Origin of the sequence: Actinoplanes nipponensis (assembly GCF_016862275.1) — a bacterium.
GTDB lineage: Bacteria > Actinomycetota > Actinomycetes > Mycobacteriales > Micromonosporaceae > Actinoplanes > Actinoplanes nipponensis.
Genome location: NZ_BOMQ01000058.1, coordinates 14,819 through 40,542 on the forward strand (window position 1 = coordinate 14,819; position 25,724 = coordinate 40,542).

General features: G+C 75.6%; 19 protein-coding genes and 1 pseudogene. 10 read left to right on the plus strand and 10 right to left on the minus strand.

Annotated elements, in window-relative coordinates:
* Window positions 1-13: 13 nt before the first annotated feature.
* Both Ani05nite_RS24235 and Ani05nite_RS24240 read left to right on the plus strand, forming a co-directional pair.
* Window positions 14-802 carry an ABC transporter ATP-binding protein gene (locus Ani05nite_RS24235; RefSeq protein WP_377881608.1) on the plus strand — a complete coding sequence of 263 codons (789 nt, stop codon included), beginning with the start codon at window positions 14-16 and terminating at the stop codon, window positions 800-802.
* Window positions 799-3,360 (plus strand): ABC transporter permease, encoded by a 2,562-nt coding sequence (locus Ani05nite_RS24240; RefSeq protein ID WP_203771767.1) that lies wholly within the window; start codon window positions 799-801, stop codon window positions 3,358-3,360. Before Ani05nite_RS24235 ends, Ani05nite_RS24240 begins: the two co-directional genes overlap by 4 nt.
* A gap of 64 nt (window positions 3,361-3,424) precedes the next feature.
* Here the strand turns inward: Ani05nite_RS24240 and Ani05nite_RS24245 are convergent, their stop codons facing one another.
* From Ani05nite_RS24245 to Ani05nite_RS24280, 8 genes are all read right to left on the minus strand, one after another.
* Window positions 3,425-5,461 carry a response regulator gene (locus tag Ani05nite_RS24245; protein ID WP_203771769.1) on the minus strand — a complete coding sequence of 679 codons (2,037 nt, stop codon included), beginning with the start codon at window positions 5,459-5,461 and terminating at the stop codon, window positions 3,425-3,427.
* A complete protein-coding gene (gene cheB, locus Ani05nite_RS24250; RefSeq protein ID WP_203771771.1) occupies window positions 5,458-6,540 on the minus strand; it encodes a chemotaxis-specific protein-glutamate methyltransferase CheB in 1,083 nt (360 codons plus the stop codon). Before cheB ends, Ani05nite_RS24245 begins: the two co-directional genes overlap by 4 nt.
* A gap of 35 nt (window positions 6,541-6,575) precedes the next feature.
* Window positions 6,576-8,708: a hybrid sensor histidine kinase/response regulator gene (locus Ani05nite_RS24255; RefSeq protein WP_203771773.1), complete on the minus strand. Its 2,133-nt coding sequence runs from the start codon at window positions 8,706-8,708 to the stop codon at window positions 6,576-6,578.
* Window positions 8,708-10,174 (minus strand): methyl-accepting chemotaxis protein, encoded by a 1,467-nt coding sequence (locus Ani05nite_RS24260; RefSeq protein ID WP_203771775.1) that lies wholly within the window; start codon window positions 10,172-10,174, stop codon window positions 8,708-8,710. Before Ani05nite_RS24260 ends, Ani05nite_RS24255 begins: the two co-directional genes overlap by 1 nt.
* Window positions 10,175-10,179: 5 nt before the next feature.
* A complete protein-coding gene (locus tag Ani05nite_RS24265) occupies window positions 10,180-10,719 on the minus strand; it encodes a chemotaxis protein CheW (protein WP_203771777.1) in 540 nt (179 codons plus the stop codon).
* Window positions 10,716-12,092, minus strand: coding sequence for a CheR family methyltransferase (locus tag Ani05nite_RS24270; protein ID WP_203771779.1), 1,377 nt, complete (start codon window positions 12,090-12,092; stop codon window positions 10,716-10,718). The genes Ani05nite_RS24265 and Ani05nite_RS24270 overlap by 4 nt, the downstream gene beginning before the upstream one ends.
* A complete protein-coding gene (locus tag Ani05nite_RS24275) occupies window positions 12,089-12,580 on the minus strand; it encodes a chemotaxis protein CheW (RefSeq protein WP_203771781.1) in 492 nt (163 codons plus the stop codon). Before Ani05nite_RS24275 ends, Ani05nite_RS24270 begins: the two co-directional genes overlap by 4 nt.
* 74 nt (window positions 12,581-12,654) lie before the next feature.
* On the minus strand, window positions 12,655-14,322 hold the full coding sequence (locus Ani05nite_RS24280; RefSeq protein ID WP_203771783.1) for an acyltransferase family protein: 1,668 nt from the start codon (window positions 14,320-14,322) through the stop codon (window positions 12,655-12,657).
* A gap of 291 nt (window positions 14,323-14,613) precedes the next feature.
* On the opposite strand from Ani05nite_RS24280, the gene Ani05nite_RS24285 reads away from it, so the two are divergent.
* On the plus strand, window positions 14,614-15,471 hold the full coding sequence (locus Ani05nite_RS24285; protein ID WP_203771785.1) for a CAP domain-containing protein: 858 nt from the start codon (window positions 14,614-14,616) through the stop codon (window positions 15,469-15,471).
* A 135-nt stretch (window positions 15,472-15,606) separates the two neighbouring features.
* Window positions 15,607-16,362: a L,D-transpeptidase family protein gene (locus Ani05nite_RS24290; RefSeq protein ID WP_239130564.1), complete on the plus strand. Its 756-nt coding sequence runs from the start codon at window positions 15,607-15,609 to the stop codon at window positions 16,360-16,362.
* 66 nt (window positions 16,363-16,428) lie between these two features.
* Here the strand turns inward: Ani05nite_RS24290 and Ani05nite_RS24295 are convergent, their stop codons facing one another.
* Window positions 16,429-16,617 (minus strand): hypothetical protein, encoded by a 189-nt coding sequence (locus Ani05nite_RS24295; protein WP_203771787.1) that lies wholly within the window; start codon window positions 16,615-16,617, stop codon window positions 16,429-16,431.
* 279 nt (window positions 16,618-16,896) lie between these two features.
* On the opposite strand from Ani05nite_RS24295, the gene Ani05nite_RS24300 reads away from it, so the two are divergent.
* Genes Ani05nite_RS24300 through Ani05nite_RS24320 form a run of 5 tightly spaced genes read left to right on the plus strand, consistent with a single transcriptional unit; the run spans window position 16,897 to window position 22,146 of the window.
* Window positions 16,897-18,240, plus strand: coding sequence for an efflux RND transporter periplasmic adaptor subunit (locus Ani05nite_RS24300; protein ID WP_239130567.1), 1,344 nt, complete (start codon window positions 16,897-16,899; stop codon window positions 18,238-18,240).
* Window positions 18,237-18,953: an ABC transporter ATP-binding protein gene (locus Ani05nite_RS24305; protein ID WP_203771791.1), complete on the plus strand. Its 717-nt coding sequence runs from the start codon at window positions 18,237-18,239 to the stop codon at window positions 18,951-18,953. Before Ani05nite_RS24300 ends, Ani05nite_RS24305 begins: the two co-directional genes overlap by 4 nt.
* Entirely contained in the window at window positions 18,950-20,134 is a 1,185-nt protein-coding gene (locus tag Ani05nite_RS24310; RefSeq protein ID WP_203771793.1) for an ABC transporter permease, read from the plus strand. The genes Ani05nite_RS24305 and Ani05nite_RS24310 overlap by 4 nt, the downstream gene beginning before the upstream one ends.
* Window positions 20,131-21,030 carry an EamA family transporter gene (locus Ani05nite_RS24315; RefSeq protein WP_203771795.1) on the plus strand — a complete coding sequence of 300 codons (900 nt, stop codon included), beginning with the start codon at window positions 20,131-20,133 and terminating at the stop codon, window positions 21,028-21,030. Before Ani05nite_RS24310 ends, Ani05nite_RS24315 begins: the two co-directional genes overlap by 4 nt.
* 42 nt (window positions 21,031-21,072) lie before the next feature.
* Window positions 21,073-22,146: a GGDEF domain-containing protein gene (locus Ani05nite_RS24320; RefSeq protein WP_203771797.1), complete on the plus strand. Its 1,074-nt coding sequence runs from the start codon at window positions 21,073-21,075 to the stop codon at window positions 22,144-22,146.
* Here Ani05nite_RS24320 and Ani05nite_RS24325 read toward each other — a convergent pair.
* Entirely contained in the window at window positions 22,118-24,355 is a 2,238-nt protein-coding gene (locus Ani05nite_RS24325) for a hypothetical protein (protein WP_203771799.1), read from the minus strand. The two genes, Ani05nite_RS24320 and Ani05nite_RS24325, sit on opposite strands and share 29 nt — an antisense overlap.
* On the opposite strand from Ani05nite_RS24325, the pseudogene Ani05nite_RS24330 reads away from it, so the two are divergent.
* Window positions 24,302-25,724, plus strand: a pseudogene (locus tag Ani05nite_RS24330) (hypothetical protein); the annotation flags it as partial. The gene Ani05nite_RS24325 and the pseudogene Ani05nite_RS24330 sit on opposite strands and share 54 nt — an antisense overlap.

The following is a 25,724-nucleotide window of genomic DNA, read 5'->3' on the forward strand; positions in this document are numbered from 1 at the left end:
TGGAGGCACCCTGATGAGAACGCAGTCCCCGGCCGCCGCGCCGACCACACCGACGGCCGGCCCGGACGACGGCATGACCGCCGTCGCCGCCGTGGACCTGGTCAAGGTGTACGGCAGCGGCGAGACCGCCGTCCGTGCCCTCGACGGCGTGACCGTCGGCTTCGCCCGCGCCCAGTTCACCGCGATCATGGGACCGTCCGGCTCCGGCAAGTCCACGCTGATGCACTGCCTGGCCGGGCTGGACACGGCGACCTCCGGCCGGGCGCTGCTGGGCGGCACCGACCTGACCGTGCTGGGCGACAAGGTCCTCACCCGGGTCCGCCGCGAACGGATCGGCTTCGTCTTCCAGTCGTTCAACCTGCTCCCGCAGCTGACCGCCGAGCAGAACATCACCCTGCCGCTGGACCTGGCCGGCCGGCGCGCCGAACGCGGCCTGCTCGCCCACCTGGCCGACGTGCTGGGGCTGCACGGCCGGCTCACCCACCGGCCCAGCGAGCTCTCCGGCGGCCAGCAGCAGCGCGTCGCCCTGGCCCGGGCGCTGGTCTCGCGGCCCGAGGTGGTCTTCGCCGACGAGCCGACCGGCAACCTGGACTCGCGCTCGGGCGCCGAGGTGCTGTCGTTCCTGCGCAACTCGGTCCGCGAGCTGGGCCAGACCGTCGTCATGGTGACCCACGACCCCGGCGCCGCCGCGTACGCCGACCGGGTCGTGCTGCTGGCCGACGGCCGGGTGGCCGGCGACCTGGACCGCCCCGACCGCGCGGCGATCGCCGACGCCCTGCAGAACCTGGGAACCTACCGATGACCGTGCTCCGTACCCAGCTCGCCGGGGTCTCCCGGCGCCCGGCCCGGCTGCTGCTCACCGGCCTGGCCATGCTGGTGGCGTCCTTCGTGGTCTACGCGACCGTGCTGGCCCAGCAGATCACCGTGCGCACCATGCTGGACGGGCTGAGCGGCACGCCCGAGGCCGCCGACATCGTCGTCGGCGGGCAGACGCCGACCGGCAACCTGCCCCGGCTCACCACCGCCGACCTCGAGCAGCTCCGGGCCGTGCCCGGCGTCGCGGAGGCGGCCGGCCGGACCGAGTTCGGCGGCGAGACCGGCGGGCAGTTCCTGACCGTCACCGCCGACCCGGGCAGCGGCCCGCTCGCCGTCGCCCACGTCACCCGGGGCCGGTACCCGTCCGCGCCGGGGGAGATCGCGGTCACCCCGCGCACGGCCGACCGGATGGGCCTGCCGGTGGGCACCGCCGTCTCGCTCGTCACGGCCTGGAAGGACGACGGCAAACCGGCCCGGACCGTCCGGCTCACCGTCACCGGCCTGGCCGACACCCGCGACGACTACGGCTTCACGGCGTACGCCCCGACGGCCACCGTCACCGCGCTCAGCCCCGACGTCGCCCTGTACCGGGTGGACCTGCGCCTGGCCGCCGGCGCCGACCCGGCCGCCGCCCGGGCCGCGGTCGACCGGATCGTGCAGGGCCTGCCCGCGCCGGCGGAGGGCGCGGAACGGGCGCAGGTGCGCACCGGCGCCGACACCCGTACCGACGAGGCGAACCAGGCCGCCTCCGACCTGACCGAGCTGTTCGCCGTCGTGGGGATGTTCGTGGCCATCGCGGTGGTCGCCGCCGGGCTGGTCGCCACCTCCACGTTCCGGATCGTGTTCGCCCAGCGGATGCGCCAGCTCGCGCTGCTGCGGGCCGTCGGCGCCGGGCGCGGCTCGATCAGCCGGGCGCTGGCCGCCGAGGGCGCGCTCACCGGCTTCGTGGCCGGGCTGGCCGGGGTGCTGGGCGCGCTGGCCGTCGGTCACCTCCTGCCGCCGGTGCTGCGCGGCTTCGACGTCGCGGTGTCGTCGCCGGGCGTGCCCCTGCTGCCGGCGGCCGGCGTCGTCGCGCTGTCGGTGCTGATCACCGTGCTGGCCGTGCTGGCCCCGGCGTTCTCGGCCGCGAAGGTCGCGCCCCTGGAAGCGCTGCGCTCGGCCAGCACCACCGGCGGGCGGCGCGACATCGGCCGGCTGCGCTGGGCGTTCGGCCTGCTGCTGGCCCTCGGCGCGGCCGCCACGGCCACGTACGTGCTCGTCCACCTGCCCGGCCGCGACGCCAAGGACTACGCCGCGGAGCCGATGCTGCTCACCGTCGTCATCTCCGGCGCGCTCGCCTTCTTCGCGCTGATGGCGCTGGGCCCGGTGCTGGTGCGCCCGCTGCTGGCCACCGTCGGCTGGCCGCTGCGCCGGTTCGGCGCGGTCGGCCGGCTCGCGGTCGGCGGGGTCGGCGCCGCGCCCCGCCGGGCCGCCGCCGTCTCGGTCGTGGTGGCGCTCGGCGTCACCCTCATCGCCGGGGTCGTGGTGACCGGCGCCTCGGTCCGGGTGCTGGCCGACCGCGAACTGGCCTCCGCCGTGCCGGCCGACTTCGAGCTCACCGCCAACGGCGACGAGCGGGTGCCGGCCGGCCTGCTCGGCCAGGCCCAGGCCAGCCCCGACCTGGCCCACGTCACCGGCTACCGGCGGCTCGACAGCGTGCGGATCGGCGCCGACGAGTCCGAGCTGCCGGCCACCGACCTGGACATGCGGGCCCTGCCCACGCTGGACGGGATCGACGTGTCGGCCGGCGCGCTGACCGGGATCAGGCCCGGCGCGATCGCCATCTCCGGTTTCGTCACGGACAGCTCCGGCCTGCGGGTCGGCGACACCACCACGCTGACCAGCGGGAAGAAGAAGATCCGGGTCACGGTGGCGGCGACGCTGCCGGACACCGGGCCGCTGCAGTCGTACCTGCTGCTGGACCCCGCCGACCTGAGCGCGCTGGGCGCGCCGGCGAGCTACTCGGGGCTGCTCGCCGACGCCGCGAAGCCAGGCGAGGACGGGCGTACCGCCGGCCAGAAGGCCATGCAGCAGCTCGTGCAGGGCCGCACCGGCCTCGGCGTGCAGGTGCTGGCCGACGAGCGCGACCAGATGAACCTCGTCCTCGACGGCGTGCTGGCGGTGGCGATCGGCCTGGTCGGGCTGACCGTGCTGATCGCGGTGGTCGGCGTGGGCACCACCACGGCGCTGTCGGTGGTGGAACGGGTCCGTGAGTCCGGTCTGCTGCGCGCGGTCGGCCTGTCCCGCGGCGGCCTGCGCGCCATGCTCACGGCGGAATCCAGCCTGTACGGCGTCATCGGCGCGACCCTGGGCCTGGGGCTCGGGGTGCCGTACGCCTGGTTGTCGATCAAGGCCCTCGGCGTGAACGCGCCCCTGGCCCTGCCGGTCTGGCAGCTGGCCGCGGTGTTCGCGGCGCTGGTGGCGTTCACGGCGCTGGCCGGGGTGCTGCCGGCCCGGCGGGCCTCGCGGGTGAGCCCGGTGGCGGCGCTGGCCACCGACGGCTGAGGGCAACCGGCGGTGGTGCCGTCCCGGGACACCGGGGCGCACCGCCGCCGGGCGCTCCCGGCGGTCAGCGATCCGCCGGGAGCGTGAACCAGAACGTCGCGCCGTTCCCGTCGTCGCCCTCGGCGTGGATCTCACCCCCGTGGCGCTCCACGACCCGGTGCACCGTCGTCAGTCCGATCCCCGTGCCGGGGAACTGGTCGGCGGTGTGCAGCCGGGCGAACGGCCGGAACAGCTCGCCCGCCTGCCCGGCCGGGAACCCGGCCCCGTTGTCCCGGATGTGGTACCGCGGGTTGTCGCCCGGCCCGCTCCAGCCCACCTCGACCGCCGGCTCGGCCACCCGGCCGGTGAACTTGCAGGCGTTGTTGACCAGGTTCTCCAGGATGATCCGGACCAGGCCCTCGTCGCCGTCGGCGGTCATGTCCGCCGCGACCGAGAACCGGATCTCCCGGCCCCCCTCGCGCGCCGCCACCTCGCCGATCACCTGCCAGGCCAGCGCGGTCAGGTCCAGCCGGCGCCGCCGCAGCTCGCCGCGGCTGGCCCGGGCCAGGATCAGCAACGACTCCACCAGATCGGCCATCCGGCCCGCGGCCGCGTGGATGCGCTCCACCCGGTGCCGGACCTGGGCGCTCAGCGGCTCGTCGTCCTCGTCCAGGATCGTCTCGGCGAAGCTGCTGATCACCTGCAGCGGCCCGCGCAGGTCGTGCGAGACGGAGCCGCTGAACGCCTCCAGCTCGCGGTTGCGCCACTCCAGCTCCTCGACCAGCGCCGCCCGGGTCTCGGCGAGCTGCCGGGCGGCGCGTTCCCCGGCCGCGTCGAGCTCGCGGCGCATCAGCTCCTCCCGGATGCGCCGGCTCTCGTCGAGCGACTGCTTGCGGCGGATCTGCCCGCGGACGTGGGCCCGCAGCGCCTCCGGGCCGTCGGCCGAGCGCACGTAGTCGTCGGCGCCGGCGGCCAGGCAGTCCAGCAGGGCGTCGTCGTGGTCGCCGACCATGATGACCGGGGTGTCGCCGATCTGCGGGACCTCCTTGATCCGGCGGCAGATGTCCCGGGCCCCGGACCCGGAGCCGTCCAGGCTCAGCACGATGCAGTCCACCGGCTGCGCGGCCAGCAGGTCCAGGGCGTCGCCGCCGGTGCCGGCGGCCACCACGTCGTACCCGTCGTCGCGCAGCGCGTCGCCGAGCGTGCCCAGCCGCCCCCGGTCCGCGGTCACCGTGAGCACCTTGCCCGGCCCGTGCAGGCTCCCGGTCACCTCGAACGGCAGCTGCCCGGCGCTGGTCCGCAGCACGGCGGCCAGCTTGGCCAGCACGACGGCGAGGTCCTGCTGCTTGCGGACGAACGCGTCGGCGCCCGCCTCCAGCATCTGCACCTCGGTCGCGTAGTCGTCGGACGCGGTCATCAGCAGGCACGGGATGTCGCGCAGGGCCGGATCCAGCCGCATCCGCCGGATCACGGTCGCGCCGTCGATGCCCGGCATCACGCCGTCCACGATGACCGCCTGCGGCCGGCGGTCGGCCGCCGTCCGCAGCCCCTCCTCGCCGGAGGCGGCGGTGATGACGGCGTACCCCTCCGGCTCCAGGAGCTCGCGCAGCTTCTCCCGGAAGGTGACGCTGTCGTCGATGACCAGCACGGTGGCGCGGTCGTCGATCCGGTACGGGTCCTCCCCGAGCAGCTGCCGCGCCCGGGCCACCACGTAACCGGCGTCGTAGGGCTTGCCGACGTACTCGTCCGCCCCGGTCCGCAGCCCGTGCAGCCGGTCCGCGACCTCCGCCTCGCTGGACAGCAGCACCGTCACGGTGTTCTCCCGGCCGGGCTGGGCCCGCAGCTCCCGCAGCAGCTCGATCCCGTCGGCGTCGGGCAGCAGCACGTCGAGCACGGCCACGTCGAAGTGCGCGCCGGTGAAGGCCGCCCGCGCCTCGGCCCCGTCGGCGCACAGGATCGAGCGGAAGCCGTCGGCCTCGAAGGCCTCGTGCAGGTCCATCCGCACGGTCAGGCTGTCGTCGACGATGAGCACGGTGTGCCGGTCCGCCGGCTCGGGCCCGGCCGCCGGCGTCCCGGCCGGCGGGGCCAGCCGCCCGACGGCCCCGGGTGCGCTGTGACTCATCGCCGGACCCCCACGGCGGAGACCAGCTCGCCGAGCCGCCCGGCGATCCGCGCCGGCGGCAGGACGAACCCGGCCGCGCCGAGCAGCGCGGCCTCGCGGGGCATGCCGTAGACGACGCAACTCGCCTCGTCCTGGGCGAACGTCTGCCCGCCCCGGGCCCGCATCTGCAACAGGCCCAGGGCGCCGTCGCGGCCCATCCCGGTGAGCAGGCACCCGGCCGCGCTCGCGCCGTACTCGGCCGCGACGGACTCGAACAGCACGTCGACCGACGGTCGGCAGGAGTGCCGGGGCGCGGCCTCGCTGAGCCGCAGCTGCCCGTCGCGGACCAGGAGGTGCCGGTCCGGCGGCGCCAGCACGACGCGGCCGGCGAGCGAGCGCACCGGCGTGCCGTCCCGGGCGTAGGCGACGTTGCGCCCGGTCTGCCCGCCGAGCCAGTCGGAGAAGGCCACGGCGAACGGCTCGCTGGCCGCGATGTGCTGCACGCACAGCACCGGCGGGGCGAAGCCGGCGGGCAGGGCGCGCAGCAGCTCGGTCAGCGCGCCGGGCCCGCCGGTCGAGGCGCCCAGGGCGACCACCTTGACCGGGGGCGCGCCCGCCGGCAACGACGATGCGGCCGCCGGGCCGCCCGTCGCCGGCTCGGCGCCGGTGCGGCTGCGGCCGTCGAGACGGGCCCGCGGGTGGGTGATGACGCGGATCCGCGAGACCAGCCGGACCGTGGCGCACAGCCGCCGCGCCCACCCGGCGTCGGAGTCGTCGCCGCGCGGCTTCTCCATGACGTCGACGGCCCCGGCGGCGAGCGCGTTGTAGGTGCTGAACAGCTCCCGCCGGTCCGCGGACGAGACCACCAGGATCGGCGTGGGGAACTCGGCCATGATGTGCTCGGTGGCCGCGAGCCCGCTCATGGTGGGCAGCATCATGTCCATGGTGACGACGTCGGGCCGCAGCCGCCCGACCAGCTCGACGGCCTGCCCGCCGTCCAGCGCCTCGCCCACGACCTGCAGATCGGGGTCGCCGGCCAGGGCCTCCCGCAGGGCGTGACGCATGGTCGCGGAGTCCTCGACCACCAGCACCCGGATCACGGGCCCTCCTCCCGCCGGCCGCCCCGCCGGGCCGCTCACGCCGGCGCCAGCTTCCGGATGTGGGCGAGCAGCTCCTCCTGGTTGAACTCGCCCTTGACCACGTAGGCGCTGGCCCCGACGGCGGCGCCGCGCTGCCGGTCCTCGGCGCTGGCCCGGGAGCTGACCAGGATGGCCGGCACCACGGCCAGCTCGGGGTCGGCCCGGGTCTCGGCGACGAAGGTGAACCCGTCGATGCCCGGCATGTCGATGTCGGTGAGGTAGAGGCCGTAGCGGCGGGAGCGGGCCAGCTCGAGGCCCTCCTCGCCGGAGGCGGCCAGGTCGACTTCGTAGCCGGCGGACTCCAGGATGCTGCGTTCCAGCATCCGGGTGGTCAGCGAGTCGTCGACGACGAGGATGGGCAACGCCCGCGCGGGTGCGGCCGGCTCGGCGCCCCCGCCGAGCCGCGCCGTCTCCGCGATCAGCCCCTGGGCGTCCAGCACGAGCCGGGGATTGCCGTCGAGGTCGATCGACACGCCGCCGACCACCGCCGCGGCGGGCGCGAGCTCGGGCAGCGGCCGTACGACCAGCGTGGACGTGCCCGCGAGCCGGTCCACCCCGACGGCCACGGCGGCGCCGTCGGCCGCGACGATGACGGCCACGGCCGGGCCGGCGCCGTCCGGCACCGTCGTGCCGGCGTACAGCGCCCGGGCCAGCGGGAGGAAGGGCACGGCCTGCCCGTCGTGGGCCAGCTTGCCGGTGACGGCCGCGGTCGCGGCCTGCTCGGGCAGCAGCCGTACGCAGGTGCGCACGGCGTCCAGCGGCACCGTGGCGACCGCGCCGGCGGCCTCGACGATCAAGCCGTGCAGGGACATGAGGGTCAGCGGCAGCACCAGCTCGACGGTGGCGCCCAGGCCCGCGTCGGTACGCACGGAGACCTCCCCGCCGAGCTGGTCGGCGACGTCCCGGGCGACGTCGAGCCCGATGCCGCGGCCGGCCACGTCGGTCACCGTGGGCGAGGTGCTGATGCCGCCCCGCAGGAGCAGCCGCAGGAGCGTCTGCTCGTCGGGCGGCGTACCGCCCGGGGTCAGCAGGCCGCGGGCCTCCGCGGTGCGCCGGACGGCGGCCAGATCGAAGCCCCGCCCGTCGTCGGCGCAGCGGAAGGCCACGGACCGGCCGCGCCGCTCGACCTCCACCAGCACGCTGCCCTCGGCGGGTTTGCCGGCCGCCAGCCGGTCCTCGCCGGTCTCGATGCCGTGCACGACCGCGTTGCGCACGACGTGCAGCAGCGCGTTGCCGGCCAGGTTCAGCACCTGCGGGTCGAGCCGCAGGTCGCCGCCGCGGCTCTCGAACCGCACCCGCTTGTCCTGCGCGTCGGCGGCGTCGCGGACGGCCCGGTGCAGGGCGGTGAAGATGCTCGCGGCGGACACCAGCCGCAGCCGCTCGGCGCGGCCGCGCACCTCGTCGAGCTCCCGTTCGACCTGTTCGACGGTGTCGGTGATGCGCCGCCCGAGGGCGGCGAGGTCGGCGGCGAGCCGGGCCGCGGCGGCCCGGGCCGCGTCGGTGTGCGCGGCGGCGCGCCCGACCCGCAACTGGTCGGCGAGCGCCTCGGCGGAACGGGTGAGCCGGTCGAGGGCGTGGCCACCGGTCCGCAGGGGCGCGAAGCGGGTGTGCGCCTCACCGACGGCGTCCAGGAGCTCGTCGACGTCGGCCGTGGCGCCGCGCGCGGCGGGGCCGGCCTCCGGGTGCGCGGGGGACTTGGCCGCCGCCTCGCTCATCACCGGCTCGGCGGCCCGGGCCGGGTCGGCGCCGTCGTCGGCGGGGGGAGCGGGGTCGACGGGTCCGGGTTCGGTCCCGCGCGGGTCGGCCGGCCCCGGGCTGCTCGGTTCCAGCGCGGCGACGTGGGCCTCGATCTCGTCGTTCAGCCGCAGCAGTTCCCGCATCTCGTCCGCGGGCAGCACCGACGTGCCCTGGCGGTGCGGCACCAGCACCTCCTCGAAGGCGTGCGCCCGGTCGGCGATCTCCTGCTGCCGGACCACCCGGGCCGCGCCCTTCAGGGTGTGCGCGAAACGCAGCAGGCGCGCGACCAGGTCCGGCCCGGGCTGCTGGTCCAGGTCGAGGACGCCGGCGCTGATCTGGTCGACCAGCTCCCGGGCCTCGATCCGGAAGTACCGCAGCGGGTCCCGGCCCATCAGCGCCGACCGGTGCCGACCAGCTCGAGCAGCTCACCCGAGAGATTGGACAGGTGGGCGGCGGTCTGCTTGGTCTGCACCGCGCTCGCTTCCGTCTCCCGGGTCACGCGGGCGGTGTCGGACGCCGCGACATTGACCTGTTCGACCGCGGTGGTCTGCTGCTTGGTGGTCAGTTCGATCTCGCGGGTGGCGTCGTTGGTGGTGGCGACGAGCTGGGCGATGCGCCGGAACGAGCTGGTGGCGTCGTCGAACTGCCGCGACCCGGCGTCGACGCTCTTCGCGCCGATCTCCGTGGCCATGACCGTGGTGTTGACCGCGCCCCGGACGTCGTCGATGAGGGCGCGGATCTCCTTGGCCGAGCCGGCGGTGCGGTCGGCGAGTTTGCGGATCTCCTCGGCCACGACGGCGAACCGCCGGCCCCACTCGCCGGCGCCGCTGGCCTCGATGGTCGCGTTGATGGCCAGGATGTTGGTCTGCTCGGCCAGCTCGGACACCAGGTCCACCACCCCGCCGATCTGCTGCGACTTCTCGCCCAGGGCCAGCATGTGCTGCACGATCTGGTCCACCTGGGAGCGGATGGCCGAGATGGAGGCGCGGGTCTGGTCGATGGTGGCGTCGCCGGTGCGCGCCGCCTCCGCGGTGTCCTCGGCGATCTGCGACACCCGCTGGGCGCTCTCGGCGATCTGCCGCGAGGTGATCAGCAGCTCGCTGATGGTCGTGGTGATCTCGTTCATCGCGCTGGCCTGGTCCCGGCCGCCGGTGGCCTGCTGGGCCGCGGCCGCCTCGAGCTGCGCGGAGGAGCTCTGGATGTGCCCGACTGCCGCGCCGACCTCCCGGCGCAGGTCACGGTTGAGCCGCCAGGCGATGTAGCCGCCACAGGCCATGGCCAGCAGCCCCAGGACGACGATCAGGATGATGGCCTGGGTGGCGCGGGCCGAGGAGTTCTCCCGCGCGGTCTCCACGTCGGCGCGGATGTGGGCGGTCAGGACGGCGATCGACTCCTGCAGCGCCTTGCGGGCCGGCGTCACCTCGACCGCGTTGAGCTGGCCGATGTTCTGCAGGTTGGTGATCGTCCGGCGCCGCTCGATGACCGGCTGCAGGACGGCCGCGTGCTTGGCCTCGGCGACCGAGACGGCGTCCAGCAGGGCCAGCGTGTCCGGGTCGGTGAGCGTGCCCCGCAGCTGCACGACCAGGGCCAGGAACTCCTCGCGGTCGCGGTTGGCCTGGTCCAGGTTCTCCTGGGTGTTGGTGAGCAGGTAGCCGCGATAGTCGCTGATCCGGCTCTCCGCCTTGGTGGTCAGGTGCTCGGCGCTGACCAGGTCCTCGACGGCCTCCCTGACCGCCGCGTCCTTGGCGTCCACCACGATCGACAGCGCGGCGACGGAGGACGCGCCCATGATCAGGGTCAGGGCCACGGTCAGCCCGAAACCCAGGCCGAGCTTGTTGCCGAAGGTACGTTTGGCCATGCCCGTCACCGTTCCTCGGTGTTGTACGTGGTGTGTCCGGTCAGCTGGTGCACGGCGGCCCGCGCCGAGGGCAGGTCCACGATCGGCCTCGTGCCGCCCGGCAGGGCGACCATGCCGCGCAGCACGTCGCGCCCGGCCCGGGCCCCGGCCTCCTCGACGATGAGCGAGGCCGCCACCCGGACGTGGCCGTCGAGCTCGTGGAAGGCCAGGGCCAGCGGGGGAACGCCCAGGGCGAGGACGAGCCAGCGCGGGCGTTCCGGCAGGGGGTGTCCGAGCAGGGCGGCCAGGTCGTAGACGGGCACGATGGCGCCGGTGAAGCCGGCCACCCCGAGCAGCGCCGGCTGCGGGCCGGGGAGCGGGGTGACCGGCCGGTCGGAGTGCACCCCGCGGGCCTGGGCGAGGCGCAGCGCGTACGGGCGTCCCCCGGCCCGGATCGCGAGCAGCTCGGCGTGTTCGGCGTCGTGCTGGCGCGCCGGCTCGGCGAACGAGCGGTCGAAGTCGTCGCGCAACGCCGCCAGGCGGTCGGTCACCTCGGTGGGGCTCATCGGTACGCCCCGCAGGCGTCCAGCTCGGCCCGGCACAGGTTGGTCAGGGCGATCCGGCCGAAACCGCCGCCGAACAGGGTCAGCCGCTCCTCGCGTTCCCCGCGCAACAGGGTCAGCGCCCGGTCCAGCTCTTCTCCGGCGAGCCGGTTCTCGCCGCGCCGGCGGGCGAGCAGGCCCAGCCGCAGCCGGGGCATCGCGAATTCCGGGTCGAGGTGGGCGGCGAGCCGGTAGTGCCCGATCGCCCCGTCCACGGCCGCGCCGCCCTCGAGACAGACCGCGAGCTGGTGGTGGGCGTCGGGGTGGAGCCCGTCGGCGTCGAGCAGCCGCCGGCACTGCGTCTCGGCGTCGGCGAGGCGCCCGGTGTGGGCCAGCAGCACCGCGTGCAGCAACTTCTCGCGTGGCTCCGGCTTGGCGGGGGGCTCGGCCTCGAGGAGCCGCAGCGCGTCGGCGAAGCGTTCCTGCAGGAGCAGCCGGGTCGCGTGCTCGTAGCTGTCGGCCTCCGCCGGTGGCGGGGCGGGCCGCGGGGCCAGCTCCGGGACGGTGGCGGGCGTCGCCGTCGCGCCGGGCCGGCGGCGGTAGTAGAAGGTCCCGTGCGTGTGCTGCGGTTCGAGCCCGTCGGGGCTGCTGCCGAGCGAGTCGGTGTGCCCGAGGAACAGGTATCCGCCCGGGGCGAGCGCCGTGGTCATCCGCGAGATCAGCGAGGACCGGACCTCCGGGGTCAGGTACATCAGCAGGTTCCGGCAGAACACCACGTCGTACTGGTTCGGCCGCCACAGCGCCGCGTCGGGCGACGCCACGTTGTACTGCCGGAACCGCACGGCCGACCGGATGTCGGCGGCGAGTTCGAAGCCGCCCTCGTGGGCCCGGAAGTAGCGGCGCCGGACCGCCTGGGGCGTCTCGCGCAGGGCCCAGCCGGAGTACTGCGCCTTGATCGCCTGGCGCAGCACGGCCGGGTTGGCGTCCAGGCCGTGCACCGAGATGGTCCAGTCCGCGCCGGACAGCACCTCGCGAGCCACGATCGCCAGCGTGTACGCCTCCTCGCCCGAGGAGCAGCCGACCGACAGCATGCGCAGCGTCCGCTCGGCCGACCGGGCCCGGATGCGCCCGGGGAGCGCCGCCGCGAGGGCCTCGAACTGCTCCCGGTGGCGGTAGAAGTAGGTCTCGTTGATGGTCAGCGTCTCGGCGAGCGTGGTGAGTTCCGCGTCCCAGGCCGGCCCGGCGAGCCGGCTCAGGTACCCGCCCGGGCTGAGCCCGTGCGTCTGGGCGCGGGCGTGCAGCACCCGGTCGAGCTGCGGGGCGTCGTGGTCGTCGAAGGTCAGCCCGAGCCTGGTGGCCAGCAGGGACCGGAACGTGGCCACCTGGGCGGCGCTCATGCCGGCACCGCCGTGGCGGCCGCGGCGGCCCACACCTCGTCGGGCACGAGTCGCATGCTCCGCAGCACCAGCACCGGCGCGGCGTCGATCGTGCCCACGCCGGCGACCAGCCGGGCGGGCGCCTCCCCGAGCAGGGCCTCGTGGTGCCCGGCGGCGCCCGTGCCGATCGCCCGGACGCCCTGGATCTCCCCGGTCGCCAGGGCCACCGGGCCGCGGTCGGTCCGGACCGCGACGAAGCGGGTGACCCGGGCCTCGGCCCCGCCCAGCAGCCGGGCCACGTCGATGACCAGCGTGGGGGCGCCTCGCATGATGCAGATGCCGGTCACGAACGCGGGGGTGCCGGCGAGGGGATGGGTGGCCAGCGGGCGCATCGTCTCGATGACCTCGCCCAGGCGCAGGGCGCAGAGCAGCGCTCCGGCGCGGAAGACGAGCGAGTCGTCCCCTGCCGTCCCCTCGGTCGATGGCGCTATTTGTCCGGGCTGCACCATTCGCTCAGGCTAGCGGGCATTTCTGCCGCATTAGCGAGAACGTTTCAGTCTGCCGCGTCTCCTGCGCCACACCGTCACCGTTCGGCCCGGTCCGGCCGGTCGTGCTCCCCGCCGAACCAGGCCCGGGCCTCCGCGGGGTCGTCGACATCGTGCCGGCGTGCCTGTGCGGGCGCCGGGGATCCGGCGGGCCTGGCCGGCCCGGCGGGACCAGCCGGCTCGCCTTGCGCGCCCGGCTCGCCTTGCGCGCCCGGCCCGTCAGGCGCTACCGGCCCGTCATGCGCTACCGGCCCGTCATGCGCGCTCGGCCCGCCCGGCCCGACCGCGGGCCGCGGGGTGGGCCGCGCGGTGGGGTCCGCCGGCCGGTCCGCCTCGGTGCCGAAGCCCGCCCCGGCCGCCGGCAACCCGAAGGAGACCTCGGCCTCCGGAAACGGCCCGACCGGGAGCCGCCGCCGGCCGGCCGGCCCGCCGTCGCCGATCACCACCGGCGCCGCGGCGGCCGGCGCCCACGGCGCAGCCGCCGGGACCGCGCGGCCCGCCGTGCTCCCCGCCGGCCGGATCCCGCGGGGCGTGAAGTCGGAGGTGATCCGGGCGGACCGGGCCCAGGCGCCCGGTCCGCTCCCGGCGCCGGGGTGCGCGACCGGGTCCGCCGCGGTGTCGTCGCCGGACGCCGTGGCGCCGGCCCCGGTGGTCTCGCCCCGTGCTCCGCCGATCCGGGTCGGCCACAGCCGCGGCCGCCGCCGGGCGGCCAGATCCTCCGCCCACCCGAAGGCCAGCACCGCCACCAGCGTCAGGGCCAGCGAGGCGACCAGGTCCGTCGGCCCGTCCAGATCACCCATGTCGTCCAGGGCGGCCACCGTCAACACCGGCCAGATCGCCGCGATCGCGATGTTGTGCCACAGGTAGATCGTCACCGCCCGGGCGTTCAGCAAGTTCACCAGGCCGTCCAGCCGCGGCGCCCGCTCCAGCCAGGACATGTCCGGCTGCCAGCGCAGCGCCAGCAGGACGAAGGCCAGCGACCACAGCGCCTGCGACTCCGACACGTCGTTGAGGTCCCAGCCGGATTCCGCCGCGTGGCCGCGCAGCCAGTACAGCGCGGCCAGGCCGAGGGCCGCCGCGGCCGCCACCACCAGGCCGGGGCGGATCCGGGCGAGGCGGCCGTCGTGGTGCGCGAAGCCCGCGATCCAGCACGCGCCGTAGGTGGCGAAGTCCCACATCGCCGCGTCGGCCCGGCCGAACGGCAGCGCGAAGCCGGTCTTGTCCAGCACCGCCATCAGCACGACGGGCGCGGCCACCGCGCCCCAGCCGATCTTCCGGTACGCCCGGTACAGCAGCGGCGACAGCAGCACGAACCACAGGTACGCCCGGATGTACCAGAGCGGCTCCCAGGCGTCGATGCCCTGCCGGCTGCCCGGCGGGTCGCCGACCGGCAGCAGCCACAGCCCGAGCTTCCAGCTCAGCGGCTCGTCGCCGCCGTCCTCCGAGCGCCAGCCCAGGTACAGCATGACCGGCACCACGACCGCCGCGAGCAGCCACAGCGGCGGCAGCAGCCGGCGCAGCCGGGAGGTGATCACCTGACCCGCCGTCCGCCGGTCCAGCGAGGCCGCGGTGAGGGAGCCGGCCAGGGCGAACATGATGCCCATGGCGGGCAGCAGGATCGACAGCCACGGCCAGCCGAACAGGTGGTAGACGATCACCCGGACGATGGCGGCGGCGCGGAGCAGGTCGAGATAGCGGTTGCGCACCGGAGCACGCTAGCCGCGCGCGGACCCCGCCCAGCACCGCCGGAGCGGCCCACAAGTACGCCCGGCCGGGTGACCCCGAAGGGGTGAAGTGTCCGGTTTGTCAGTGCGATTGTGCGTCGCCCGTGATCCCTTCCCGGGTCGAAGAGCGCAGCTCAGCCCTCATCAGGTGGGGGTCGTCGGGAGAACGGGCGGAAAACCGGCCGCAGTCACCGCCGGGGGACGGCGCCGTTGGTCCACCTCGGGAGCGGCGTGCACCGGCGCGGCGCAGCGAGGGCAAAGGGAGTCAACGGGATGCGCAAGCCTGCTGTCGTAGTGGCCGCCGCGGTCTCGGCGGTGCTGGCCGGCGGGGTCATGGTCGCCACCACCGCGGGGGCGCAGGAGACCCCGGTCACCCCGGCGGCCCCGGCGATGGCGCTGCCCGAGCTGCCGGCCGTCCCCCAGGCGCCGGGTGATGCCGGCGGGCCCGTGAACCCGGCGCTGCCCGCCGTACCCGGGGCTGCCGACGGCGCCGCCCCCGCCCGGCCCGGCGCGCCCACCGGCTCGGCGAAGCCGGCGGCGGACCGGCCCGGAGCCACCACCGCGGCCGCCCGGCCCCCGGCCCACCCGGCGAACCGCCCGGCGCCCGCGTCGCCGGCGAAGGCCGACGACCGGGCGGACGAGCAGCCGACGGTGGACAAGCCGGCGCGCACCACCAAGGCGAGCAACGTATCGGCCGCCCAGCGGGACGTCACCACCAGCCAGGCGCTCTCCACCGACCCCGGGGGATCCGTCCAGCAGCAGGCCCTGGCCCTGGTCAACGAGAACCGGCGGCGCGGCGGCTGCGACGACGTCACCGTGGACCGCCGGCTGATCGTGGCGGCGAACGGGCACGCCGACGAGATGGCGCGGCGCGGCTACTTCGCGCACGAGGACTCGCGGGGCGGGCGGGCCGGTGACCGGGTGACGGACGCCGGCTACCAGTGGTCGCGCTACGGCGAGAACATCGCCCGCGGCCAGGACAGCGTCGCCGAGGTCGTGGACGGCTGGATGAGGAGCCCGGAGCACCGGGAGAACATCATGGACTGCGGACTGCGTGAGGTCGGCGTCGGCCTGGCCTTCAGCGCCGACCGTACGCCGTACTGGGTGCAGGACTTCGCCACTCCTCAGTGATCACGTCTGGACGGTGAGCGACAACGGCGGCGGCCGGCGTACCGGTTTCATGCCACAGTCGTCCGCCGGACCTTCCCGGGAGCACGGGTGTGCTTCGATGTGCGGACACATCTCCTGGGGAGGACGATTTTGGGAGTGCAGCGGGTTTCCGCACGCCTCGCGACCGCCGTGCTGGCGGTTGCGGTCGGCGGTGGGCTCGGCGCTGTGGTGCTGTCCCCGGGCGCGGCCGGCGCCGCGACCCGGACGGTCAGCGCGACGCCGATGACCGCCGTCGTCGTCACGAGGGCCGCCGCGGCCTCGTGCTCGACGGGCAAGTACCAGAAGCAGGTCGAGGGCTACCTCAAGAAGATCGGCGGTTACGGCACGGTCTCGGTCGACGGCAAGCAGTCGACCAAGGACTGCGCCGCGATCAAGAAGTTCCAGACGCGGTTCGGCATCAAGCCGGCCGCGGGACTCGCCGGTCCCACGACGTACGGCGTGGCCAAGCGGCTGGCCGAGACGAAGACGTCGAAGTGCAACGCCAAGAAGTCGGGCTACACGTTCTGCGTGGACCTGACGCACCAGACGACCTGGGTGATGAAGAACGGCAAGGTGTACGCCAAGCCGACGGTCACCCGGACCGGCATGAAGGGGTACCGCACGCCGTCGGGCACCTTCAAGATCAACAAGCGGGCCAAGAAGGAATGGTCGGACCCGTACGACGTGTGGCTGCCGTACTGGCAGCGGTTCGTCGGCGGCCGGGGCTTCCACCAGACCACCACGTACATCCACGACGCGTGGCGGGGTTCGCACGGCTGCGTCAACCTGCTGCCGGCGGACGCCCAGAAGTACTACAAGATCGGCAAGATCGGCATGACGGTCAAGGTCATCGGCCGCCGGTCGGGCACCTGAGCAGTCAGCGACACCGCAACGGCCCGCCGGCATGAGCCGGCGGGCCGTTGTTCGTCCGGTACGGGGTCAGGCCGCGAGCCCGCGGTGGGCCAGCCGGACGTGCGTGGTCAGCACGTCGTGACCGGGGAACGCCTTCTCGTCGCCGGCCGCGGTGAGCAGCCTGAGGCCCTCCCGGGTCAGCGTGTACGTGACATCGGTGAAGCGGCTGACCGTGTCGTCGTGGTGCACGATCGTCAGCTCGTCGGCGCGCTGCATGGTCCCGTCCTTCGCTTACGCAGATGAGGCACGTGACCCGGATTACGGCTGCCGGGGGCTCCCGGTTCAATCCCTCGGCCGATTGTGCCCGCCTCCCGGGCCGCCCACCAGGTCCGGCAAGAAGTCTCACACCCGCTCATGAGCAGCGCAGTCGCCTATCGGTCGGGCTCGCGGCGGACAGCCGACAGGCCTGATGTATCAGATCCCACCCGACCGAAATGGATCAGCTGTCCGATCGGCCCGGTTTTTTCGTCGGTCCCTCGGCATAGAGTGGCGCTCGTGTTTCGCCCCCATCGCCGCACCCGCGCCCTGCTGGTCGCGTTCCTGCTGCTGCCGCCGCTGACCGCGGCCTCCTGCGGCGACGAGCCGTCCGGCCTGACCGTCGGCACCGCCACGACGGGCACCGTCGCCGAGGTCGTGGAGGCCTCCGGCTCGGTCACCGCGCGCGCCGCCGCCACGGTCAGCTCGCCCGCCGAGGGCACCCTGGCCGAGCTGCGCTTCGACGCCGGCGACCGGGTCAGCAAGGGCCAGGTCGTCGCGGTGATCGACTCGCCCGCCGCCGAGCGCCGCCTCGAGCAGGCGGCCCGCGCCCTGGACGCGGCCTCCTCCGGCGGCGTGCCGGCCGGCGCCGGGACGGCCGGGTTCACCGCCGCCCGCCGAAGCACCGACGTGCGCGCCGACAAGGCGTTCACCGCCGCCCGCGACGCCGCCGAGAAGGTCACCGACCCCGACCTCAAGACCGCCCTGCTGGCCCAGGTCAACGCCGCCCAGCAGCAGTACGAGGCCGCCTCCGACGCGGCCGGGGCCGCCCTGCGCTCGGTGCAGCGCGGCGTCGCCGGGCTGAGCCAGGCGGTCAACGCGCTCGGCACGGCCCAGCGGTTGCAGGCCCAGCAGGCGTACGACCTGGCCGAGGCCGCCGTCGACGCGCTCACCCTGCGCGCCCCCGTCTCCGGCGTGGTCCAGCTCGGCGGCACGGCCACGGGCGGCTCCTCCGCCCTCACCGACCTGCTCGCCGACCCGGCCGCGGCCGCCGCCGCGGGCGCTCCGGCGCAGGCCACCCCGGCCGGCGTGGATTCCGCCGTGCCGCGCGGCGCGGTGGTCGGCGCGGGCACCCCCATCCTCACCATCGTCGACACCGGCCGGCTCGGCCTGGTCGCCGAGGTCGACGAGACCGACGTGCTGCTCGTGCAGGCCGGCGGCAAGGCCACCGCGGAGCTCGACGCGGCCACCGGCGCGACCTACCAGGCCACCGTGCGCGCGGTCGACCAGCTGCCCACGACCTCCGCCCGGGGCGGCGTCTCCTACCGCGTGCGGCTCACCCTCGGCCGGGGCCGCTACGCGGACGGCCGGGCCGCGCCGACGCCGCGGCCGGGCATGAGCGCCATCGTCCGGCTCCAGGTGCGCCAGGCCGCCGACGCGGTGACCGTGCCGGCGTCCGCGGTGGTCTCGGCCGACGGGCGCGACACCGTCTGGACCGTGCGGGGCGGCAAGGCCCAGCAGGTGCCGGTCACCCTCGGCGTGCAGGGCGAGGACGTCGTGCAGGTGGTCTCCGGCGTCGGCGCCGGCCAGCAGATCATCGTGGGCGGCGCCGATCAGGTCAGTCCCGGGCAGCGCGTGCCGTGAGCGCGCCCCCGGCCATCGTGGCCACGAACGTCTCGCGCACCTACGAGCTCGACGGGGTCTCCGTGCCCGCCCTGCGCGGGGTGTCGCTGACCGTGGCCGCCGGGGACTACCTGGCCATCGTCGGCGCCTCGGGCTCCGGCAAGTCCACCCTCATGCACCTGCTCGGCGGGCTCGACCGGCCCACCGGCGGCACGCTGGTCATCGGCGGCCGCGACGTCGCCACGCTGTCGCCGCCCGAGATGGCCCGGCTGCGCAACGAGACCATCGGCTTCGTGTTCCAGTCGTTCCACCTGCTCACCCGCACCACGGCCCGCGACAACGTGGCGCTGCCGCTGGTCTACCGCGGCATCGGCCGCCGGGAACGCCGGGCCCGGGCCGGCGCGATGCTCGAGCGGGTCGGGCTGGGCCACCGCATGGACCACCGGCCCAACCAGATGTCCGGCGGCGAGCAGCAGCGCGTGGCCATCGCCCGGGCCCTGGTCACCGGCCCGTCGGTGCTGCTGGCCGACGAGCCCACCGGCAACCTCGACACCACCACCGGGCAGTCGGTGCTCGCCCTGCTCGAGTCGCTGAACGCCGAGGGGGTGGCCGTCGTGCTGGTCACCCACGACCGCGAGGTCGCCGAGCGGGCCCACCGCCAGATCGTGATGCGCGACGGCCTGATCGTCGACGCCGCCCCCGTCGCGGCCACCGGCCCCGGGGAGCCGGCATGAGGGTCGCCGAGGCCTGGCGGGTCGCCCTCGACGCGCTGCGCGCCAACCGGCTGCGCAGTGTGCTCACGATGCTCGGGGTGGTCATCGGCGTCGCCGCCGTGGTCGCCCTGGTGGCCATCGGCACCGGCACCAAGCAGCAGATCGAGCAGCAGGTCGAGGGCCTCGGCTCCAACCTGCTCATCGTCGTGCCGGGCCGGCTCGAGGCCGGTTCCGCGCCCTCGGTGTCGACCCTGTCGCTGGACGACGTCGACGCCGTCTCCCGCATCGTCGGCGATCGCAGCCGGGTGGCGGTCACCGTCGCCTCCGGCGAGTCCGTCCGCGCCGGCAGCCGCTCCTCGTTCGCCAGCATCCAGGGCGTCCTGGAGACCACCCCGACCGTCTTCGTCCGGCGCCTGGACCGCGGCAGCTACCTCACCCGCTCCGACGTCAACACCGCCCGGCGGGTCGCCGTCCTGGGCGCGGGCGTGGCCGCGCAGCTCTTCGGCGACCGCGACCCGATCGGCCGTCAGATCACCATCGGCGGCGTGCGGTTCCGGGTGATCGGCACCTTCGAGGCGCTCGGGCAGAGCCTCGGCGTGGACCGCGACAACGAGGTGCACATCCCGGTCACCGCCGCCCAGCGGCTGCTCGGCACCGAGCGCATCGACGCCCTGGCCATCCGCGCGCCCGACCGCGAACGCATCGACACGCTCGGCGACGACATCGTCGCGGCGCTGGGCAAACGGCATCCCGAGAGCGACTTCAGCGCCGTCACCCAGGAACAGATCCTCGGCGTGCTGGGCGACATCCTGGGCGTGCTCACCGGCGTGCTGGCCGCCATCGCCGGGATCAGCCTGCTGGTCGGCGGCGTCGGCGTCTCCAACATCATGCTGGTGTCGGTCCGGGAACGCACCAGGGAGATCGGGCTGCGCAAGGCGGTGGGCGCCCGGCCCCGCGACATCGGCGTGCAGTTCCTGCTCGAGGCCGTGCTGCTCACCACGATCGGGGGCGTGATCGGCATGGCGCTCGGCATCAGCGCCGCCCTGCTCGTCGACCGGCTCTCGCCGGTGCCCGCGGCCATCACGTGGTGGTCGCTGGCGCTGGCGTTCGGGGTGTCCGCCCTGGTCGGCATCGTCTTCGGCGTCGTGCCGGCCCAGCGCGCCGGCCGGCTCGACCCGGTCGTCGCGCTGCGCACCGAATGACCACCACCGCCCGCGAGCGCCGCACCGTGCCGGCCCCCCTGCTGGTCCTCGCCGCCATCGCGTCCGTCCAGGTCGGCAGCGCCGTCGCCCGCACCCTCTTCGACGACCTCGGCGCGGCCGGCGTCACCCTGCTGCGCCTGTCCCTGGCCGCGGTCATCCTCGGCGTCGCGTTCCGGCCCCGGGTCGGCGCCTGGTCCGCCGCCGCCTGGCGCGCCGCGGTGCTGCTCGGCGTGGCCATGGCGGGGATGAACCTGCTGTTCTACCTGGCGCTGCGCACGGTGCCGCTCGGCGTCGGCGTGACGGTCGAGTTCCTCGGGCCGCTGCTGCTCACCCTGGCGCAGACCCGCCGGCTGGCCGACCTGCTCTGGGCGCTGCTGGCCGCCGGGGGAGTGGCCCTGCTCGGGCTGGGCGCGGGGGTGAACGCGCCGCTGGGCGGCCTGCTGCTCGCGTTCGCGGCCGGGCTGTGCTGGGCGGGCTACATCCTGGCCAGCGCCCACCTGGGCACCCTCGTCCCGGGTACGGGCGGACTGGCCGTCGCGCTCGCGGTGGCCGCCGTGCTGGTCCTGCCGTTCGGGGCGGGCGGGGCGTCGGCCGTGCTGAGCCACCCGTCGCTGCTGGTGGGCGCCGCCGCGGTCGCCCTGCTGTCGTCGGTCCTGTCGTACGGGCTGGAGATCAACGCGCTGCGCCGGATGCCCACCCGGGTCTTCGGCATCCTGATGAGCCTCGAACCGGCCGCCGCCGCGGTCGCCGGGCTGGTCGTGCTGCACCAGCGTCTCGGCGTGCGCGAGGTCGCGGCGCTGCTGCTGGTCAGCGTGGCCAGCCTCGGCGTCACGCTGGCCCAGCGCGACCCGCCGGCCCCACCGGCATCACCGGCATCACCGGCATCACCGGCCTGACCGAAAGCCTCATGTCGGCCCGCCGCGCGCCGAACAAAGAGCGTGTCGCTCAGGGTCCGCGCCCCCGCCTACGAGCTTCGTGACCTGCACGGTGCCTCCCGTGCGATCGCGTACCTCGCCCTGGCCGGCGCACCCTACGCCTTCGCGACGGCGTACCTCGACCCGGCCGTCAACCTGCCCACACTGTTCTTCGCCGCCCTCATCAGCGCCGCACTGGCCGGCGTCGGGGTCGTCTGCTGGCGTAACCCGCCGGCCCTCCCGCGGGTGTTCTGGTTCCTCGCCCCCGTCGGGGCCAGCGCGACTGTGGCCGCCCTGAACTTCGCCACCCACGACGCCTCCACCGGATCGCAACTGTTCTACCTCTGGCCCATCCTGTACGCGGCGAACTTCCTCAGCCGCCGGGTGCTCCACTTCAACCTGCTCCTGGTGTTCGCCGGGGAGGCGGCCACGGTGTTCCCGGTCCTCGGCTCGCGGCGGGGCGCCTCGGACTGGGTCGCCATGGTCCTGGCCATGACGATGGCCGCCACCGTGGTGCAGAGCCTGCGGGACCGCGCCGACAGGCTGCGCGACGTCCTGGAGCAGCAGGCCCACGCCGATCACCTCACCGGCCTGGCCAACCGGCGGCACTTCGACGAGGCGCTGGCCGGCGCGGGCGGGTGGGCCGGCCGCACCGGCGGCCCGCTGGCCCTGCTGACCATCGACCTCGACCACTTCAAGACGATCAATGACACGTTCGGCCACGCCGAGGGCGACCGGGTGCTGCGGGCGGTCGCCGACGCGATGCGGGAGGTGGCGGGCGACACCGGCGTCGCGGCCCGGCTGGGCGGCGACGAGTTCGTGCTGCTGCTGCGGGCGGGACCCCACGACGCCATGAAGGTCGCCGGCGCCCTGCGGGCCGCGATCGCCGACCGCCGCGACCTGCCCGGCGGCCCGCCCGGCGTGAGCATCGGCATCGCGGCGCTGCCCGGCGACGCCGGCACGGTGCAGGACCTGGTCGCCGCCTCGGACGCGGCGCTCTACGAGGCGAAGAGCGCCGGCCGCGGCCGGGTGGCCGTGGCCGGCGACCGGCTCAACGTCGACCAGGTGCCTAGCTTCGTTCCGGATCAGCGGCCCTGACCAGGCCGAGGATCTCGCGGCGCAACCGCGGGTACGGGCCCCAGCCGTCCCGCAACACGTGGATGTAGATCGCCTCCAGCGCCACGTCGATCCGCTGCACCAACTCCTGATCGTCGGGCAGCCCCAGCCGTACGGCCCGCGCGAAATGATCGAGCGCCTCCATGTGCCGCCCCTGATCGAAGGCGCTGCGGCCGGCGTTCTCGTGCACGACACTGCGCACCAGCTCGGGCGCCTCGGAGCTGGCGGCCTGCTCGAACAGCCGGTCGGCCTCGGCGTAGTCGCCGCGCAGCCGCAGCACGTGGGCCAGCTCGGCCTGCGCGATGACGGTGGCCTGCACGTCCCCGGCCGACTCGGCATGGGCCAGCGCCAGCCGGCTCGCCGCGGCGGCCATGCCCAGCTCGTCCAGCAGCCGGTAGACCTCGGCCCGTACGCTCAGCAGCCCGGCCCGGGCCACGTTGTCCTGCTCGTCGGCGAGCGGACCGTCCAGCCGCTCCCCGAGCTCCCGCAGCGCGTCCCGGTCGTCGACGACCTCCCGCAGGGTGGCGCCGTCCAGCCGCCACCGGATCGCGGCCAGATCCTCCGGGCCCAGCGGCCGGGGACGGGCGGGCGTGGGCGGCGCGCTGACCGGTTCCGCGGGGGCGGCGCCGGCCTCGTGCGGTGCCGGGGCGGGCGGGTCGCCTTCGTTGTCCCGGGGTGTGGGGTCCGCTGGCGGCTGGTCGGGGGACATCATGGACGCGGCGCCGACGATGCCGTTCATCAGGCCGGTGATGTCGAGGTTCAGCACGATGCCGTCGGCGGTGGGGCCCTCGGTGCCCTGGGCGTCGCTTGGGTGAGGACCGTCCGGCCGGGTGGCGGTTGCCGGTGTGACGCTGTGGTGGCTGGCGGGCCGCTGGCCGTCGGTGGCGCTCGAAGCACTGTCGTTCGACGCTTCCGCGCCCGTCGGGGTGGCGGACGGTTGCGGGTTCACTTCCGGCGGTGCCGACATGGCCCCGGGCGGCTGTGCCTGCGGGGAGGGTTCGCGGGGGACGTCCGGAGAGCCGTGCCGCGGCCCGAAGCCCTCGTTCGCTGAGTGCTGTGCCGCCTCGGCCGGGTTCCCCGTGGAGGCGGTCGCGTTCTGGGTCGGTGCGGACGCGTTCTGTCCCGTCCCGAACCCGTTGTGTCCCGCTCCGGTCAGGTTCTGCTCGACCCCGGTCTGGCTCTGCGCGGTCTGGCTCTGCGCGGTTCCGGTGCCGTTCTGCTGGGCTACGGCCGGGTTCTGTGCCGTTCCGGTGCCGTTCTGCTCGGTCCCGGTCGGGTTCTGTGCCGTTCCGGTGCCGTTCTGCTGGATCCCGGTCCGGTCCTGTCCCGTTCCGGCCGCGGTCTGCGTCGCGGTCGCGGTCGCGGTCTGCGTCGCGTTCGCGGTCGCGGTCTGCGTGGCGTTTGCGGTCGCGGTCTGCGTTGCGTTTGCGTTCGCGGTCTGCGCTGCCGTCGCGGCCGGGTCCTGCGGCGCCGACTGGTCGGCAGCGCCGGCATCCGGCTGAGCCGGAGACCCGTTTCCGGCCCCCGGCTTCGGCTTGGCGCCGAACCAGGTCGGTCCGAGGTCCTGGTCGGCGTACCGGCGCGGCTCCGACGGCCCCGACGTGATCAGGCGGCCGATCGGCGCGGCGTTCGCGGCGGGGTTCGGGCCCGGCCGGGCCGCCGGCGGCACCGGCGAGACCGGCGTGGCGCTGCCCGCCCCCTTGGCCGGCACGAGCCGGGGCGCGCTCTCGGCCGCGCCGGGAGCCGTTGCGACGCCGCCGGCGAGGAAGGCGGCCTCGGCCAGCTCCGCCGCGCGGGCCTGACGGGCCAGTTCCTCGGCCCGGCGTGCCTCTTCGGCCCGGCGTCCTTCCTCGGCCCGGCGTGCCTCGGCCTGCCGGGCTGCTTCGGCCTGGCGGACGGCTTCGGCGTGCTGGTCGGCTTCGCGCTGGCGGGCGGCGATGGCCGCCTGCCGGGCTACTTCGGCCTGGCGGACGGCTTCGGCGTGCTGGTCGGCTTCGCGCTGGCGGGCCGCGATGGCCGCCTGGCGTGCGGCCTCCGCGCGGCGGTCCGCTTCATCCGCCTGGCGTGCGGCCTCGGCACGGCGCGCGGCGTCGGCCTGCCGGGCCGCCTCGGCCTGCCGGGCGGCTGCCTCCGCCTGGTGCGCGGCGATCTCGGCCTGCCGGGCAGCCTCGGCCTGACGTGCCGCTTCCACCTGCCGGGCGATGTCGGCCTGCCGCGCGGCCTCGGCCTGGCGGGCTGCTTCGGCCTGCATTGCCGCCGCATGAGCCCGCCGGGCGGCTTCCGCCTGCCGAGCCGCTTCCGCCTGCTGAGCCGCCTCCGCCTGGCGGGCTGCCTCCGCCTGCCGCGCGGCTTCGGCCAGACGGGCTGCCTCGGCCTGCCGTGCGGCATGGGCCTGACGGGCCGCCGCGGCTTCGCGCGCCGCTTGGGCCTGCTGGGCGGCGTGAGCCTGCCGTGCTGCTTCGGCCTGACGGGCCAGCTCGGCTTGCTGGGCGGCGTGGGCTTGCTGGGCCGCGTGGGATTGCTGGGCGGCATGGGCCGCGTGGGCCTGCTGGGCAGCATGGGCCTGCTGGGCCTGGCGGGCTGCTTCGGCCTCGCGAGCCGCCTGAACCTGGCGAGCCGCTTCGGCCTGGCGAGCAGCCTCCCCCGGGTGCGGGCCGGCGCCCGGACGTTCACCGGCCGCCAGGCGCTCGGCGGCCTGCTGCTCAGCCAACCGCGCAGCCCCGGCCTGGCGCGCCGCGTGTTCGGCCTCGGGCGTGCGCTGGGCGGGCACCTGAACCGACCGGTCACCCGGCGCCTGGACCGACCGATCACCCGGCGCCTGGACCGACCGGTCATCGGGCGCCTGGACCCAGGATTCTCCGGGCGTCTGGACCGACCGGTCACCCGGCACCTGGACCCAGGGGTCTCCGGGCGCCTGAACCCAGTGGTCACCGGCCGCCTGAACCAGCCGGTCCCCGGGCGCCGGCTGCGGGCTCCGGTGCTGCCCGGGTGTCTCGGCGTATGCCGCCGGATCGGCCACACCGGGCCGGCCACCCGCGGCGGGCGACCCGGGCCGCAGCATCCCGATCGTGGGCATCTGCGACTGCGCCGCCGGGGACAACGGACTGATGAGCGGCAGCTCCCCGGACGCCGGGCCGGTGCCGTGGCGGGCGGGAAGGACCTCGCCCTCCAGCGGTGGTCCGGCGGCGGGCATCCCGGTGACCGGCCTGACCTGCGCGGGGATGCTGCTGGCGGGCCGGTCGTAGGCCGCGGGCTGCGGCGCCCCGGCGGCCGGCGCGGTGCGCGACGGTGGGCGCTGCGAGGGGGGCACGGCGGTCGGCGTACCCGTGGACAGGATCATCGCGGTGCGCGGGCCGCCGACGATCGGGGTCTCGGCGGTCGATCCGTCGTCGAAGGACGACCGGCCGCGCGGCGTGCCGGCCGCGGGCGGGGTGGCCGGCCCGGAACGCCGGCCGCGGGGCGGCGCGATGCGGGGATCGGTGTCGTGGAGGCCGCGCTGGTCCGGCGGCGGGGTGAAACGCGGATCAGGCACCGGTACCCCGCGTGGGTCGGTGCCGGCC